This is a genomic window from Catenulispora pinistramenti (assembly GCF_018274385.1).
Lineage (GTDB): Bacteria > Actinomycetota > Actinomycetes > Streptomycetales > Catenulisporaceae > Catenulispora > Catenulispora pinistramenti.
In genome coordinates, this window is record NZ_JAAFYZ010000012.1 from 52,174 (window position 1) to 67,841 (window position 15,668).

At 70.5% G+C, this 15,668-nt stretch carries 13 protein-coding genes and 1 riboswitch; of the genes, 7 read left to right on the forward strand and 6 right to left on the reverse strand.

The features are described 5' to 3' along the window. Position 1: 1 nt before the first annotated feature. On the reverse strand, positions 2–2,164 hold the full coding sequence (locus KGQ19_RS05700) for a PIG-L family deacetylase (RefSeq protein WP_212008004.1): 2,163 nt from the start codon (positions 2,162–2,164) through the stop codon (positions 2–4). Positions 2,165–2,515: 351 nt separating this feature from the next. On the opposite strand from KGQ19_RS05700, the gene KGQ19_RS05705 reads away from it, so the two are divergent. Both KGQ19_RS05705 and KGQ19_RS05710 read left to right on the forward strand, forming a co-directional pair. Then, complete coding sequence (locus KGQ19_RS05705) at positions 2,516–5,320, forward strand: YfhO family protein (RefSeq protein ID WP_212008005.1); 2,805 nt, start codon at positions 2,516–2,518, stop codon at positions 5,318–5,320. Next, the gene (locus KGQ19_RS05710) at positions 5,317–6,993 is read left to right on the forward strand and encodes a DUF2079 domain-containing protein (RefSeq protein ID WP_212008006.1); all 1,677 of its coding nucleotides are present in this window, start codon (positions 5,317–5,319) and stop codon (positions 6,991–6,993) included. Before KGQ19_RS05705 ends, KGQ19_RS05710 begins: the two co-directional genes overlap by 4 nt. Before the next feature lie 43 nt (positions 6,994–7,036). Here KGQ19_RS05710 and KGQ19_RS05715 read toward each other — a convergent pair whose 3' ends face one another. Together KGQ19_RS05715 and KGQ19_RS05720 are read right to left on the reverse strand one after the other, a co-directional pair. Beyond that, the gene (locus KGQ19_RS05715; RefSeq protein ID WP_212008007.1) at positions 7,037–7,267 is read right to left on the reverse strand and encodes a helix-turn-helix domain-containing protein; all 231 of its coding nucleotides are present in this window, start codon (positions 7,265–7,267) and stop codon (positions 7,037–7,039) included. Continuing rightward, positions 7,267–7,905, reverse strand: a complete 639-nt coding sequence (locus KGQ19_RS05720; RefSeq protein ID WP_212008008.1) for a hypothetical protein — start codon at positions 7,903–7,905, stop codon at positions 7,267–7,269. The genes KGQ19_RS05715 and KGQ19_RS05720 overlap by 1 nt, the downstream gene beginning before the upstream one ends. 150 nt (positions 7,906–8,055) lie before the next feature. After that, positions 8,056–8,164: riboswitch (TPP riboswitch) on the forward strand. On the opposite strand from KGQ19_RS05720, the gene thiC reads away from it, so the two are divergent. From thiC to KGQ19_RS05735, 3 genes are all read left to right on the forward strand, one after another. After that, complete coding sequence (gene thiC, locus KGQ19_RS05725) at positions 8,156–9,925, forward strand: phosphomethylpyrimidine synthase ThiC (protein WP_212008009.1); 1,770 nt, start codon at positions 8,156–8,158, stop codon at positions 9,923–9,925. Its footprint overlaps the riboswitch before it by 9 nt. Before the next feature lie 183 nt (positions 9,926–10,108). Then, positions 10,109–10,642 (forward strand): DinB family protein, encoded by a 534-nt coding sequence (locus KGQ19_RS05730; RefSeq protein ID WP_212008010.1) that lies wholly within the window; start codon positions 10,109–10,111, stop codon positions 10,640–10,642. Between the two features lie 169 nt (positions 10,643–10,811). Next, positions 10,812–11,330 carry a DUF3558 family protein gene (locus tag KGQ19_RS05735; protein ID WP_212008011.1) on the forward strand — a complete coding sequence of 173 codons (519 nt, stop codon included), beginning with the start codon at positions 10,812–10,814 and terminating at the stop codon, positions 11,328–11,330. Between the two features lie 35 nt (positions 11,331–11,365). Here the strand turns inward: KGQ19_RS05735 and KGQ19_RS05740 are convergent, their stop codons facing one another. Together KGQ19_RS05740 and KGQ19_RS05745 are read right to left on the reverse strand one after the other, a co-directional pair. Continuing rightward, on the reverse strand, positions 11,366–12,244 hold the full coding sequence (locus KGQ19_RS05740; protein WP_212008012.1) for a hypothetical protein: 879 nt from the start codon (positions 12,242–12,244) through the stop codon (positions 11,366–11,368). Positions 12,245–12,370: 126 nt separating this feature from the next. Beyond that, entirely contained in the window at positions 12,371–13,264 is an 894-nt protein-coding gene (locus KGQ19_RS05745; RefSeq protein ID WP_212008013.1) for a metallophosphoesterase, read from the reverse strand. A 140-nt stretch (positions 13,265–13,404) separates the two neighbouring features. Between KGQ19_RS05745 and KGQ19_RS05750 the strand changes: the two genes are divergently transcribed. Beyond that, entirely contained in the window at positions 13,405–14,202 is a 798-nt protein-coding gene (locus KGQ19_RS05750; RefSeq protein ID WP_212008014.1) for a nuclease-related domain-containing protein, read from the forward strand. Between the two features lie 96 nt (positions 14,203–14,298). Here KGQ19_RS05750 and KGQ19_RS05755 read toward each other — a convergent pair whose 3' ends face one another. Beyond that, on the reverse strand, positions 14,299–14,952 hold the full coding sequence (locus tag KGQ19_RS05755; RefSeq protein WP_212008015.1) for a PadR family transcriptional regulator: 654 nt from the start codon (positions 14,950–14,952) through the stop codon (positions 14,299–14,301). Between the two features lie 132 nt (positions 14,953–15,084). Between KGQ19_RS05755 and KGQ19_RS05760 the strand changes: the two genes are divergently transcribed. After that, complete coding sequence (locus tag KGQ19_RS05760; protein ID WP_212008016.1) at positions 15,085–15,627, forward strand: hypothetical protein; 543 nt, start codon at positions 15,085–15,087, stop codon at positions 15,625–15,627. Positions 15,628–15,668 lie beyond the last annotated feature (41 nt).

A 15,668-nucleotide genomic window follows, 5' to 3' on the forward strand; every position in this document is an offset into this window, starting at 1 on the left:
GTCAGCTCCCCACTGAACGGAACCCCGAATACGCGATCCCCGGCCCAGGACGCGGCTGGCAGGCCACGGCCAGGCGGCCGTCGAGCCCCAGCCCGGCGATCATGACCCGGCCGGACAGATCGGCGGCCAGCGCGGGCGGACCCGGCCAGCAGCCTCCCAGGTCCTGCCAGGTCGCGGGGAACGAGGCGTCGATCCCCTGCTGGAAGACGCCGATCCCGAAGCTCTGGGTGCCGACCGCGACGTGCAGCCGGGCCCCGGCCACGGCCGGCGCGGCGAGCGCGGCGATCGGACCGGAGCCGCCGGTCGCGGCCAACTGCTGGGCCGGGCCCCAGGTGCCGTCCGGATCGCTGGTGAGCATCCCGGTCCCGGCGGTGTCCGGGAATTGGTACAGCACACGCGGCGTCCCGTCCTGATCGAGCACCGCGACCGGGGCACCGGCGCTCTGGTACGCCGGGAACCAGGCGTCGGGGGCCGGCGCGGCGCCGACGGCCAGCTGGACCCAGCGGAACAACCGGGCCGCCGCGGGCTCTCTGCGGTCCGCGGGCTCGACCATCGCCGTGGCGTAGACCTGGGCCAGGCCGTCGGTCCCGACGACCGCGCTGATGCCGTCCAGCGCGAACCGCCCTTCGAGCCGGCCCCACGGCAGCCAGGTGCGGCCGTTCGCGATCAGGGTCCGTACATACACCATCGCGTCGGCGCCCCGGACGAACAGATGGACCTGGCCGTCCGCGGTCGCGACCGCGGTCGGCTGGCCGAGCGCGTCGCCGTGCAGGATCGCGGCCGAGACCGCGCCCCCGGCGGTGGGCAACGGGTTCTGCGGGTCGGACCAGGGCCCGAACCCGCCGCCGGGGGAGTCCTGGACGCTGGTGACGATCCCGCTGACCCCGGCCATGGCGTCGACTTGGAGCGCGAACAGACGGATGCGGCCGTCGAGCTGGGTGACGGCGTCCAGCGCGCGGACCCCGGTGCCGCCCAGCGGGAAGGGGCCGGACCAGGCTTGGGTGATGTCGGTGCACGTCCACTGCACGACTTGCTGGTCCGCGACGCCGAAGACGGTGACGCCGGTGCCGGTGGGCAGGGCGCGCAGGCTGCCCGGGGTCCAGCGGTGGTAGCGGCGGTGTTGGTAGGGGGCGTAGGCGTCGGCGAAGTGGCGGAGGTCGGTGTCGTGGGCGCAGTAGGCCTGGAAGGCGGCGGTTTTGGACTTGACCTGGGGCGGGGACAGGTTCGGGGCCAGGCCGGTCATGCCGTAGCCGACGTAGTTCACGACGGCCAGGCGGCAGGGCTGGGCCTGCGATGTCTGTGCCGCCGCCGGCGGCCGGGACGCCCTCGATGGTGGTGCCGGCTGCGATGCCGGGGCCTGGGATGCCGGCTTGGCGGCCAGATACTGCCGGAGGGCCAGATCGGCCCACCGCCCCGCGGCGATGTGGTCCGGGTGATCGCCGCCGACGTTGGTCGCCCCGCGCCAGCGCTGCTCGACGAACATCGGGTCCTGGGCGCGCAGCACCGTCGGCTGGTACTCGTCCAGGAACCCGGTCAGCGCGGCCAGCAGCGACTGCTTGGTGTGCCGATACGAAGCGGTGACCGGCCCGGTGTCCGGCACGATCGTCGGGACGTCCGACCGCTGGCCGAGCAGCAGCCCGCTCAACGCCATGCCCCGCGGGACACCGGCGATGTCCGGTACCGCCGCGGTGTCGTCCCCGTCCGGCAGGTTCAGGAACCACAATCGGACATGGCCGACCCCCGGCGGCGTCGCCAACTCCGCGACCTGTCCGCCCGGCAACGTGACCGCCTGCCGGTTCCACGCCCCGGCGACACCGAGCATCTGCCCGTACGCCGCCCGCGCCGCGTCCTGCCGATCCGAGGCGAACTGCGTCCGCGAACGGCTGTGGTCGAAGGCCCCCATCCCCTCACCCGCGGTCAGGTACACCGTGGTCGTGGGAACCCCGGCGGCCAGCGCGACAGCCAGATCCGGATTCATGAACTGCACGTCGTCGTCCTGATGCGCGACGATCTGCAGGATCGACGCGGCATGGCCGGCCCCGAGCACCTGATGCCGCGCCCGACCACTGGAGCGCGCGGCACACGCGACGGGGACGGCGGCCACCACCCCCACTAGGCCGAGACTCGACAGGAGCCTGCGGCGGTTCAGCATGGTGCGCTCCACCTGGGCGCCCCTCCCCCTGGTCGCACGTGTTGGCGGTCGACACACTTTAGTGAGGGGACGGGGTCGGCGACAGCCACGGGTCTCGGGCCGGTTCGGTGGTCAGCCGATGGCGCGGCCGGTTTGCGGCCTTCAACCCCGACTCGCACCCCCGTTCGGCCCGTCCCAAAGCCCGCGGAGCGGCTACGGCCCTCCACAACAGCAGCGTTACAATCTGGCCCGAGCGGCCCTGAGCTCAGAGATCGAGTCTCTAGTCTGTAGCCTGCAAGTCCACAACGGCTGTTCTGCGCTGTTCCGCGAGTCTTTACGCCCAATTCGGGTGTGGCGCGCGCTCGAGTGAATACGGGTCTATACATGGAGTGGTCGGCGGCGCTGGCACGTCGGCTGCGGTCGGGGGCGACCTCTTACCTCGCCGTGGCGTTCGGGGCAGCCGTGTTGCTGTATGGCACGGTGCTGGCGGGTAGTCGTATCTACCCGTTCGGATCGAAATCGATCCTGATGTACGACATGGGCAACCAGTACTCGGTGTTCCATGCGTACTACCAGCAGGTGCTGCACGGCCACGCCTCGTTGTTGTTCACCTGGCGCAGCGACCTCGGGCTGAACTTCCTGCCGCTGTTCGCGTACTACCTGGCCAGCCCGTTCAGCTTGCTGGTGGCCTTCTTCCCGGAGCAGTACATACCGGAGGCGATGGTCCTCATCATCCTGCTCAAGGTGGGGACCGGGGCTTCGGCGATGGCGTGCTACCTGCACCGGATGACGCCCAGCGGGAGTCGGCGGCTGGCCGCCGGGTTCGCGGTGCCGTACGCGGTGAGCGCGTGGACCGTGTCGTACTCGTTCAACATCATGTGGCTCGACGCGCTGTATCTGCTGCCGTTGCTGATGATCGCCTCGGAGTCGTTGCTGCGGCGGGGGCGGGTGTTCCCGCTGGCGGCGCTGGCCGGTGCGGCGGCGCTGATCAACTACTACATGTTCGGCATCATGGTGCCGTTCCTCGCGTGCTACCTGGCGATTCGCTATGTGGGCGGCGACCGGGTGGTCCGGCGGACCGGGGCCGGGCGGTTCGCGGTCAAGTGCGGGGCGGCGCTCGGGGTCGGGATCGCGATCGCCGGCGTGCTGTTGTTGCCGACCTACTACGGGCTGGTCAACGGGCGGACGAATGTGCTGGGGCAGGACCCGATACCGGTGCCGCTGCCGTGGTCGACGCAGGCCGCGCGGTTGTTCGGCGGGACCTTCGACTGGTTCCAGGGCAGTCCCAACCTGGCGGCCGGGACGGCGGTCCTGGTGGCCGCCTCGCTCTTCCCGTTCCTGCGCCGAATACCGAGGCGGGAGCGGCTCGGCTTCGTGGCGTTGGCCGCGCTGTTGATGGCCGCCTCCCAGAACCAGATCGTCTACCTGCTCTTCCACGACGGTGAGCGGCCCAACGCCTTCCCGTTCCGTTACGGCTTCATGGTCGCCGCGCTGTTGGTGATGCTCGGCTATCGGTCGGTGACCGAACTGCGCCAGACCGAGGCCGCCACCGCGGGACGCCTGTTGTTCCGGGTGACGGTGTTCTGGCTCGGGGCGCTGATCGTGGTGGTGCACTTCGAGCGCAGTCTGATGACGCCGTATCTGGCCGGTACCGCGGCGCTGGGCCTGGTGCTCGGCGCGGTCGGCATCGGGTTGGCCACCGGACTGCGGCGGGTGCCGCGCCGGGTCATGGCCCGGGCGACCGCGTTGCTGGCCGTCATCATGGTGGTGGACTGCGGGGTGGCCGCCGCGGAGGAGTCCTCGGGGATGCAGTATCCGGGGCGCGGGACGTGGAACGTCCATCCGACGCCCGACTGGAACACCGCGATGAAGTCCACGGCCCCGCCGTCCGGGCAGTTCTTCCGTTCCGACGGCCTCTACGTCAACTTCCTGAACGGTCTGGAGCGGTCGCAGAACGAGTCACTGCGCGACGGCAACTTCGCCCAGAACCACTTCAGCTCGCTGAGCAGCGGCATGCTCCACGACGCCGAGTTCGACCTGGGCTTCACCGAGCACATCTACCGGGTCTGGGCCGACCACACCGGCTCCACCCTGCTCACCGACGCGCTGCTGGACTTCAAGTACCTGGTCACCACCTCGCCGGGGCTGGACCGCGCCGACACGCAGCTGGTCCACAGCTGGCCCACCGCCGACGTCTACGAGAACACCGCGACGCTGCCGGTCGGCTTCCTGGCGCCGGCCACGATGCCGCGCGAGCTGAACCACGACGACCCGTTCACCGCGCAGGAGCAGCTGTTCGACATGCCGGGGGCGTTCGCCGACCCGTGCCAGCCGGTCCCGACGGTCACCGGGGCGACCCAGGACGTCTCGCCGACCGGCGAGCTGATGTACACCAAGCGGCAGGGGCAGCAGAAGGTCACGGTCACCTGGCACTGCCACGCCACCGACGCCCAGGAGCTGTACGTCTGGTCCAAGCGGATGCCGTGGGCCGGGCAGTATCCGGGCTCCGGGATCTTCAACCTCCAGGTCGACGGCGGCAAGCCGGTCGACTACCCCAACGTCTACGACAACGGGATCCACGACCTGGGCACCCGCGCCGACACCGACTTCACGGTGACGCTGACCACCAAGCTGGGCCTGTTCACGGTGCCCGAGCACTTCGTCCGCGGGCTGGACGTGGCGCAGGTGAACGCGAAGGTCGCCGAGCTGGCCCAGCACGGGCTCTACGACGTGCACACCACGGACACCTCGCTGTCCGGCAGCATCGACGCCGACCGGGCCGGGACGGTGTTCATGTCGGTGCCGGCCATCAAGGGCTGGGGCGATGTGAAGGTGGACGGCAAGCCGGTGTCGGCGACCATCCTCGCCTCGGCGTTCCTCGGGATCCCGGTGCCCGCCGGGCATCACACGATCACCATGTCGTTCAGCCCGCCCGGTCTGCACATGGGCATGGGGCTGACGGCGGTCGGCCTGGTGATGCTGTTCGGGCTCTACAAACGCGATCAGCGCGGACGCGAGCGCGGCGCTCCGCCCGGGGGCAGGGTCAGGGCACTGATACAGCGGGTCGACGTCCACCGGACGGCGCCGGTGTCCGGTGTCCCGTCGCCCCGTTTCGTGCCGCCTCAAGAGGATCCTGTGGAGCCGGTGCCGGTGGCCATCGCCGACGAGACCGAGGAGGTGCAGGCGTGAGCAGCGTGGCCGAGACGTCGGCACCGGCCGCCGCGACGGCGCCATCGACGCTGGGCGAGCGGGCCGAGCGGTGGGCGCTGGACCTGCCCGGCCGGATCAGGGCCCTGCCTTACTTCGCGCCGCTCGCGGTGGTGGCGGTGACGTTCCTGGTGAACGTCGGCATCGTCCTGGTGATGTGGGGCCGGCTCGGCTACGGCGCCTTCGACCTGACGATCTTCGACCAGGCGGTCCGCAACTACTCGCAGTTCCACCTGCCGTACGTCCCGGTGAAGGGCGCCTACGCCGGCACCGGCGTGGACTTCCTCCAGCTCGGCGACCACTTCTCGCCGATCAACGCGGTGGCCGCGCCGCTGTACTGGATCTGGTCCGACGTCCGGATGCTGCTGTTCCTCCAGGCGGCGCTGTACGCGGCGGCGGCCGGGGTGATCTGGGCCTACGCCAAGGACGCGCTGGGCCGCACCAGCGCGAACTTCGTCGGCGTCGCCTTCGGCCTGTCCTGGGGCATCCAGGAGGCCACGCTGGTCGGCTACCACGAACTGGACTGGGCCGTCCTGATCGTCCCGCTGGCCCTGCGCCGGCTCCAGCTGGGCAAGCCGCGCCAGGCGCTGGCCATCGCGTGCGTCCTGTTCCTCGTCAAGGAGGAGATGGGCCTGGTCGTCGCGGTCTTCGGCCTGCTGCTGTGGCTGCGCGGCGAGCGCAGGCTGGCGGTGGTCGCCGCGGTGAGCGGGGTGATCTGGTCGGCGATCGCGATCACCGTGCTGGTGCCGAAGATCGGCGGGATGCACAACCAGTACTGGAGCTACAACTCGCTGGGCAAGAACCCGAAGCAGGCCGGGCTGCACGTCCTGGAGCACCCGCTGTCGACGCTGCACCTGCTGGTGTCCAACAGCGACAAACAGGACCTGCTGATCTGGCTGCTCGCGGTCTCGGCCGGGGCGTGTCTGCTCTCGCCGATCACGTTGCTCGTCGTGCCGCCGCTGTTGCTGCGGATGCTGTCGGACACCGCGACGTACTCGGAGCCGAAGTACCACTACAACGCGCCGCTGATGGGGATCCTGCTGCTGGCCGGCGTTGAGGGCGTCGCGAAGGTCATGCGGTGGCTGGACCGGGTGGAGGCCGTCGGCGCGATCGACGGGGGGCTTGAGGTGGAGCCCGCGGAGCCCGCGGAGCCCGCGGAGCCCGCAGGATCGCCGGAGTCGGCGGAACCGAAGCAGCCCGGCGAGCTCTCGAAGCTGTTCCTGCGGATCTGGCTGGCCGCGATCACCGCGGTGCTGGTGATCGGCATCCAGTACCACGGCTACGACACCCTGACCGCCACCAGCTCCCCGGCCGAGAACGCGTTCCGGGCCGCCGCGAAGACCGCCGTGGCGATGATCCCGGAGAACGCGACGGTCGAGTCGGAGAGCGCGATCGCGGTCCCGCTGAGCGCGCGGACCAGGAACCTGGTCCTGGCCGAGCCGGGCAAGCCGCACGGCTCGCGCTGGGTGGTGCTGGGCAAGGCCTCGCCGATCGACTGGCCGTGGGTGAGCGGGTCCCAGGTGGAGAAGGCCCGCCGGTGGTACCTGGCGCACGGCTACGTGACCCGGTTCAGCCGCGACGGCGTCTACGTGCTTTACCGCACCGGTCCGGTGCCGGCCGGGATCGACAACGTGTGGGGCCAGCGGCCGCAGTGAGCCGCCGGCCGTCGGCCCCGGCTCGGTCACCTGCTCAGCCGATCTACTCGGCCTGGTAACTGAGCAGATCCCCGGGCTGGCAGCCGAGCTCCCGGCACAGCGCTGTCAGGGTGCTGAAACGCACGGCCTTGGCCCGGCCGTTCTTCAGCACCGACAGGTTCACCACGGTCACCCCGACCCGGTCGGCGAGCTCGGTCAGCGTCATGCCGCGCTCAGCGAGCAGCCGGTCGAGGTGGACGCCGATGGAATGGGCGTCGGCGTCGTCCGGTGGCATCAGACGACGCCCTCCAGGTCCTCGCGCATGGCGCTGCCGACGCGCATGATGCGGGCCAGGGACAACAGGGCCAGGCCGGCGAACAGCGCGACCCATCCCGGGACCCACTGGATCTCCGACGGGCCGTCAGTCATAGTGGCCCACAGTTTACGGTTGGCGTAGACCGTGATGGTCGGGCCGAGGATGGACTCGACCGACAGGAACCAGCCGAGGACGCGCATCCGGGTTCCGATGCCGGGACTGTAGAGGCCGAACCGCTCGGCTTGCCGGAGCACCAGGTAGGTCAGCAGCACCAGGGTGAGGAGCGTGACCGCCCCGGGGAGTTGGCTGAGCGAGTACCACCAGCGCTGGACGGTGGTCGCGTTGTGGGCGCACAGCTGAATGGTGTCTGGGCTCACAGTCACCCCGGTGCGGAGCGGCATCCACGGGGACGGCTGGATCTGGGTGCCGACGTCCTTGCTGGTCGTGCAGATGTCGCCGGACTGTCCCCAGCCCAGGAAGGTGGCCTTGCCGAACAGCGCGCCGATGGCAGCCGCCGCGAACCCCAGCACCAGCAGGCTCAGCACCATCCCGTTGATGGTCGCCAGCGGTTCCAAAGGGTTCCGGACCTTCGTCCGCCTCGCCAGTACGCCCCGCATGACCGCCCCCGTATCGAATGTCGATGTTATCGATAAACGATGGCATCGTTAATCGATATCCGCAAGACCCTGACAGGCTCGCCTGAGCAATCGCCACCCCGCCCGGTGTTGACGCCGATCAAGGGGGGCGCGCTACGGTGTCCGTGCAAACCACATACACGCGGGAGCTCGGGCGAACCGGGCTGAGAGGACGGCTGGCGCCGTCGACCGCCGAACCTGTCCGGGTAATGCCGGCGTAGGGAGCGCAGCCATGACGGCTGTCAACGACGTGTCCGCATCATCGGAATCCTCCGCTTCATCCGCTTCTCGCAAGACTTACCTGTCCTCCGCCGCGCGCGCGGACCTGCGCATCCCCATGCGCGAGATCGCACTGACCAACGGCGACTCCGTCGTCCTCTACGACACCTCCGGCCCCTACACCGACCCCGAGGTGCGCACCGACGTGCGCTTCGGTCTGCCCGCGCTGCGCGGTCCGTGGGTCGCCGAGCGCGGCGACACCGAGGAGTACCGGGGCCGCACCTGGCAGCCGACCGACGACGGGCTGAAGTCCGCCGACCTGCGCAATCTCGACGCGGTGTTCTCCGGCGGGCGCAAGCCGCTGCGCGGGGCCGAGGGCCGGGGCGCGGTCACCCAGCTCGCCTACGCCCGGCGCGGGGTGATCACCGCCGAGATGGAGTACATCGCGGTGCGCGAGGGGCTCAGCGCCGAGTTCGTGCGGGACGAGGTGGCGCGCGGCCGGGCGGTGATCCCGGCCAACGTGAACCACCCCGAGGCCGAGCCGATGATCATCGGCCGCAACTTCCTGACCAAGGTGAACGCCAACATCGGCAACTCCGCGGTGGCCTCCTCGATCGAGGAGGAGGTGGACAAGATGGTGTGGGCCACGCGTTGGGGCGCCGACACCGTGATGGACCTGTCCACCGGCCGCAACATCCACACCACCCGGGAGTGGATCCTGCGCAACAGCCCGGTCCCGATCGGCACCGTGCCGATCTACCAGGCGCTGGAGAAGGTCAACGGCAAGGCCGAGGACCTGTCCTGGGAGGTGTTCCGGGACACCGTGGTCGAGCAGTGCGAGCAGGGCGTGGACTACATGACGATCCACGCCGGCGTGCTGTTGCGCTACGTCCCGCTGACCGCGACCCGCAAGACCGGCATCGTCTCGCGCGGCGGCTCGATCATGGCGGCCTGGTGCCTGGCGCACCACGAGGAGAACTTCCTCTACACCAACTTCCGTGAGCTGACCGAGATCCTGGCGCGCTACGACGTCACCTACTCCCTCGGCGACGGCCTGCGGCCCGGCTCCATCTACGACGCCAACGACGCGGCCCAGTTCGCCGAGCTGACCACGCTCGGCGAACTGTCGAAGATCGCCCGCGAGCTCGGCGTGCAGGTGATGATCGAGGGCCCGGGCCACGTCCCGATGCACAAGATCAAGGAGAACGTGGAGCTCCAGATGGAGCTGTGCGACGAGGCGCCGTTCTACACCCTCGGCCCGCTCACCACCGACATCGCCCCCGGCTACGATCACATCACCTCCGCCATCGGGGCGGCGATGATCGGCTGGTACGGCACCGCGATGCTCTGCTACGTGACGCCGAAGGAGCACCTGGGCCTGCCCAACCGGGACGACGTCAAGCAGGGCCTGATCGCCTACAAGATCGCCGCCCACGCCTCGGATCTGGCCAAGGGCCACGAGGGCGCGCAGCGCTGGGACGACGCGCTGTCCGACGCCCGCTTCGAGTTCCGCTGGGAGGACCAGTTCAACCTCGCCCTGGACCCGGACACCGCCCGCGCGTTCCACGACGAGACGCTCCCGGCCGTCGGGGCGAAGACCGCGCACTTCTGTTCCATGTGCGGCCCGCACTTCTGCTCCATGAAAATCACCCAGGACGTCCGCAAGTACGCCGAGGAACACGGTCTGGACACCGACGAGGCGCTGTCCGCCGGCATGGCCGAGAAGTCGGCCCAGTTCGCGGCCTCCAGCCACGAGGGCGTGTACCTGCCGCTGGTGGACTGAGCCGAGGGGGCTGAGCCGAGGGGCTGAGCCGACAGGCAGACCAGCCCCAGAGCAAACAGGGCCCGCATATACCGGAGATGATTCGATATATGCGGGCCCTGTGATGTGCCGACGGTGACCCACCATACACGGGTTTCGTCAGAGCGTTGCCAGACTGGCCGGAACGCCGCGACGCTGGTGCCCATGGCATCCTCCCCTGCATGGACCGCGCCCGCGGTGGACCGGCGCGAGAACGTCCCCTTCGACACCGAACGCGAGAGCCTGGACCACTTCCTGGACTGGCAGCGCGAGACGCTGCTCTGGAAGTGCGAAGGGCTGACCGGCGGGCAACTGGCTTCCCGGCCGCTGCCCACCACCGAGCTCTCGCTGGCCGGCCTGATCCGGCACATGGCCGCGGTGGAGCGCTGGTGGTTCCGCATCCACTTTCTGGGCGAGAAGTCGCTGGCGATCCTTTACGAGACCGAGGAAGACCGCGACAGCGACTTCCACGCGGCCGACGCCGATAGTGCCGAGGCCGACTACGCGATCTACCTCGAAGAGGTCGAGCAGGTCCGGCGGGCGATCGCCGGCCACGGCCTGGACGAGATGTTCGAGAGCCGGCGCGGGCGGATGCTGACGCTGCGCTGGGTCTGTCTGCACATGATCCAGGAGTACGCGCGCCACCTCGGGCACGCCGATCTGCTGCGGGAGGCGATCGACGGGGCGACTGGGTACTGAGCGGCGTCCGACGGGGTCTGGTGCCTGCGTGATCGCGCTGGTCCCGGTCCCGGCGTGGCCCTGAGGAGCCGCGGCTACTGTAGTCCCCATGCCAAGCCCCAGGCCCGCGATCCGTTCCAGGCGCGCACGCTGTACCAGGTCCGCGACCTATGCCAGCACAGCGCTCGCCTTGGCCCTGTCCGTCATGCTCTCCGGGTGCGGCGGGGGCTCCACTCCGCCGCCGTTGTCGCCGGTGGCGTCCGGCTCGTCGAGCGGGGCCGCCGCCCCGACCGGCAGTGCCCAGGGCTTCGTGGTGCCCGGCGTGCCGGATCCGTGCGGGCTGATCTCGGCCGACCAGGTGGCCAACATCGGGCACCTGCCGGATGGTTCGAAGTCCGGCGCCATAGCGTCCACGAGCGGCGGCCGCAGCTGTGCCTACAACTCCGGGCACCCGGACATGGTGACCATCTCGCTGACCGCGGTCACCAAGGGCGGCTTCGACGCGTTCCGGGCCACCATCCCGGCGGGCACCATCACCGATGTGCCGGGCCTGGGCGACGAGGCCTACCGCAGCAGCCAGACCCCGGGCGTGATCGACGTGTTCAAGAACGGCTTCGACCTGAACATCGCGGTGATCCACGCCGACAGCTACGCCAGTGCCTCGGATGATGCCAAGGCACTGGCGCAGGCGGCCGTCGGCAAGGTCTGAGCCGGCGGAAGGATCGCGGAAGGACCGAGGGCCGGCTAGGCCTTCTTCGACGCCGAGGGTGACGGCGATGGCGAAGCCTTGGGCGCGGCCGGCGCACCCGGCGCACCGGGCGGCGGGGGGACCGCGGGCGCGTTCTTGTCCGGCACCGGCGGCAGCCCGACCAGCGTGTTCTGGTACGCCACCACCTGCTGCCAGGCCCGGGCCTGGGCGTTGGCCGAGGCCAGGTTCGGCGGCAGCCAGAGGTCCTTCACGGTCTGGGTCGAGTAGCCCAGGGCCTTGAGGTCGCTCTGGCTCGGCATCCACATCGTGGCGCCGGGCGCCGCGCTGCCGCCGGGTACCTCGCGGAGCTGGGCGTCCATCGCGGTGTGGAACTTGGCGGCGTCCAGCCCGGAGTCGGTGTAGAGCTTGGCCTCGGCGGTCTGCTGCTGTGCGGTGGCGGTGCCGGTCTCGCTCAGGTCCGGCACGTAGCCCAGCCACGAGCCCGAGCCGGTGCTGCGCCGGGAGGCGGCGGCCGGGAACCAGTAGTCCGCGCACGGTCCCGCGCACGCCCCGTCGATCAGCAGGCTGAGCTTGCGGTCGTGGATGGTCTGGCCGATGGCCAGGCCCTGGGCCAGGTCGCCGCCGGTCACCGTGACCTGCACGGTGTTCGCGCCCGAGCCGAGCGCCGAGGCGAACTGCGCGGCGCTGTCCGGGGTCACCGTGCCGACCAGCGCGACCGTGCCGCCGTCGCGCGTCCAGTGCCCGGCCGCGTGGCCCTTGGTCACGGCGTCGGCGGTCGGCAGCGCGCCGATCTTGTAGGGATCCGGCTTGGCGGACGTGCCGGAGCAGCCGGCCAGCAGCGCGGCGGCGGCGACCGCGGTCAGGCCGAGGCCCGCGCACGCCGGGACCCCGCGGGATGTCAGGAATCTGCGCATACCGCCCATATTGGCGCCGCGCACGGCCCGGGCCGGGGAGACTCGCCGCCGCCGGGTGTACGCGTCACCGTGCCGGGGCTTCGGCCGCGGTGGGTCCGGGTCCAGCCGTCCCCGGCCGGACCCTGCTCAGCCCTGCGGTCGCGGCGGTATCGACGGCAGCGGGCTGATCAGGCACGGACCCCCCAGGAACGTCCCGGTGTCCATGTTCACCGCGCGCCCCTCGGCGTAGATCATCGGCCCGGTGATGTCCTCGGCCGGGATGTCGAACACCAGCGGGATCGGCGAGTGCCCGTGCACGATCTGCGAGCCGCCGTACTCGGCCAGGAACTCCAGCGCGTTGGTGCCGTCGTCGGCGAACGAGAACCGGGCGGTCACCAGGTGCGTGAGCCGGTCCCAGGCCTCCAGGTCGGTGTACTCGCGCAGGACCGCCTGCACCGTGGCGTTCACCGTGGCGATGTCGCCGCCGAGCTCGCGGTAGGAGATGGTGTCCGAGTGGACCAGCAGGTGGTCGTCGACCAGCGCCATCGCCGGAAGCGATGCCAGCCACTGCGCGTGCTCCTCGGTCAGCGCGCGCAGGTCCTTGGGCTGGCCGCCGTTGCCGAGCCACCGCTCCTGGAACTTGTCCGCGCCCGGACCGGTCAGCCGGTAGGACGCCAGCAGCATGACCTCGTGGTTGCCGAGCAGGCAGTCGACGCGCCCGCCGTGCTCGGGGGCCTGCTTCTGCAGCCGCATCACGGTGTCGATGACGCCGATACCGTCCGGACCGCGGTCGAACAGGTCGCCGAGGAACCACAGCCAGGCCGAACCGGCGGCCCACTCGCCGTCGGCGTCGGTGATCCCGCTGCGGAACAACGAGGCCTGCAACTGCTCCGCGCAGCCGTGCACATCGCCCGTGACGTAGACCGGCCCGGCGGGCACGGGTCCGTTGATCCCGACCGTAGCGTCGAGCGTCAGGTCCATGGTGTCGTCGATCTCCAGGGTCATGGCCAAGGGATCGCCTTCGGGCATCGGCGGCGTCATGCAGGCCAGGCTAACGACAATGTGGCTTGTAGGTACACATCGGTGGCGGCCCGGGTTTTCCAGAAAGTCGCCGTAAGTGAATAGCACTGCGCCGGGCATGCACACCGGAGTACGGTCGGTGACGAGGAGAGTGGTCTTCAGTGGCGTTCCGGGAGTTGAAGCCGGAGAGGGCCGCGGCGGGGAGCAGTCTGCGGACTGTCAACGCCAGCGTGCAGTCGGCTTGGGCCGCTCAACGCAGGAAACGCATCAAGAATTCGCTGTGGTGGGCACTGCCCATGATCGTGGTGTGCGGGATCGTCGGGTCGGCGATGACCCGCCGCGGATATTTCGGTGTGGGCTTCGCGGTACTGGTGGGGCTGGCGTTGGCCGACGTGGCCTACACCAAGCCCGGACACGTGAGCCTGGCCGGCCGGCGGGCCTTCGGCGAGGCGGCCACCGCCCGGGCGATCAAACCTTTGAGGTTCCAGGGCTTCACCGCCCTGCACGACCGCCGGCTGGCCGCCAACGCGGTGGCCGGGATCCCGCCGGTGGACATCGAGCACCTGCTGATCGGCCCGGCCGGAGTGTTCCTGCTGGACTCCAAGAACTGGACCTCGGGCCCGGCGCCGCAGATGATCGGCAACAAGCTGTTCGTCGGGATGGACGACCGGGAGTCCACGCTCAAGCGGCTGGGTCTGGAGGCCCAGAACCTCACCAGCGCGCTGGGCCGGAGCCTGCCCTCCGGGGTCAAGGTGGAGCCGGTCCTGGTGGTGCACGCCAAGGACCTGCAGCCGACCCCGCGCTTCCTGGAGGGGGTCACCATCCTGCTCCCGGACCAGCTGGTCCCGACCTTCAGCACCATGCGCCAGCGAATGACCGCGACCCAGGCCGCGAAGCTGGCCGGCACCCTGGACACCCTGCTGCCGACCCGGACCGGGGACAAGGCGATCCGGAAGTGAGCGCGGCGGCCGGCGCCGTGCGCTGAACCGAGCCGATCGCGCTCCGCATCAGCCCTGCTCCGCAATAACCCTGCTCCGGGTTAGCAGTGCTCCGCGTCAGCCCTGCTCCGCACCGCCGGGCGCCTCGGTGTCGCCCTCGACGAACGGCGCCAGCGTCTCCAGGCTCCAGGTCAGCTCACCGCTCTCCAACTCCGCCACCACACCCTCGATCCACCGCAGCTCGGCCTCGGTGACCGCGACCAGGTACTCGTCGTCCAGCAGCGTCACCTTCGGCAGGCCGTACCCCTGGGCGTCGGCCAGCCCCTGCTTCGCCGCGGCCAGCGTCTTCGCCACCGCGTCGTGCCGCTCGCGCAGCGCGGCCAGCACGGCGTCCGGCCCCAGCATCATCAGGAAGGACAGAGCGGCGGGGAACTCCGGGTACTCCGGCCGCGGCACCCGCACGATGTCGTCGATCCACGCCTGCGCCGCCTCCCGCCCGGCGTCGGTGAGCTCGTAGACGGTCCGCTCCGGGTACTGCTGGTCGCGCTCGGTCTCCCGGACCGCGATCAGCCCGGCCGCGGTCAGCCGCTCCATCGTCTTGTACAGGCTCGCGCGCTGGCCGACGTTGACGACGTTCTCCTTGCCCCATTCCTTGAGCAGCCGCTGCACGCCGTACGGGTGCAGCGGCTTGTAGCCGAGAAGGGCGAGGACCGCGAGGGCCAGCGGGGAGCGGCGGGTCGCCGCCGCCGCCGGGGTCTGAGCTGCTGCCATGCCGTCATCATAGCCATCGGAAGACTAGTCGCAAGATGTCTAGTTGACATGAAACTAGTGTCATTGACACTATCGAATCAACGCGCCGAACCCCGGCCCCTCCCAGAGGGCAGAACCCGAGGAGCACCCGAGATGACCAGCACGAACTCCACCGCCGCGACCACCACCCGCACCGTCGCCGAGGCCGCCGCCGAACCGGTCCGGCTGCACGCCGACCACACCGCGGTCAAGCGCCTGGGCAACTGGAGCACCGCCGAGCGCTTCGAGGTCCGGGCCCGCCGCGGCTCGGTCGTGCTCGACCTGCGCTCGCCGCACCTGCCGGCCGGCGAACTGGTCGTAGACCTGGACCTGGACCGGGCGATGCTGAAGCTGCTGCTGCCCGACGACGCGGTCGTCGACCAGCGCGGCATCGCCTGGAGCGGCAGCGGCAAGGTGAAGGACGGCGTCGGCCGGCAGAACGCGCGCAAGGGCGAGCCGGCCGAGGCCGCCGACGGCGTCCGCCGGGTCCGGCTGACCGGCCGGATCCACAGCGGCGAGGTGCGTGTGGCGCGCGGCGGCGTGGCGATGCTCGCGGCGATGTTCAGCCGCGAGTACGTCGAGGACGTCAAGAAGGCCCGGCGCGAGGGCGCCTGGCCGACCGTGGACGACCCGACCCGCGTCCCGAAGAACGCCTGATCGCGAGCGCCTGGGCGCAAAGGCGCCTACCAGGCCGCGCG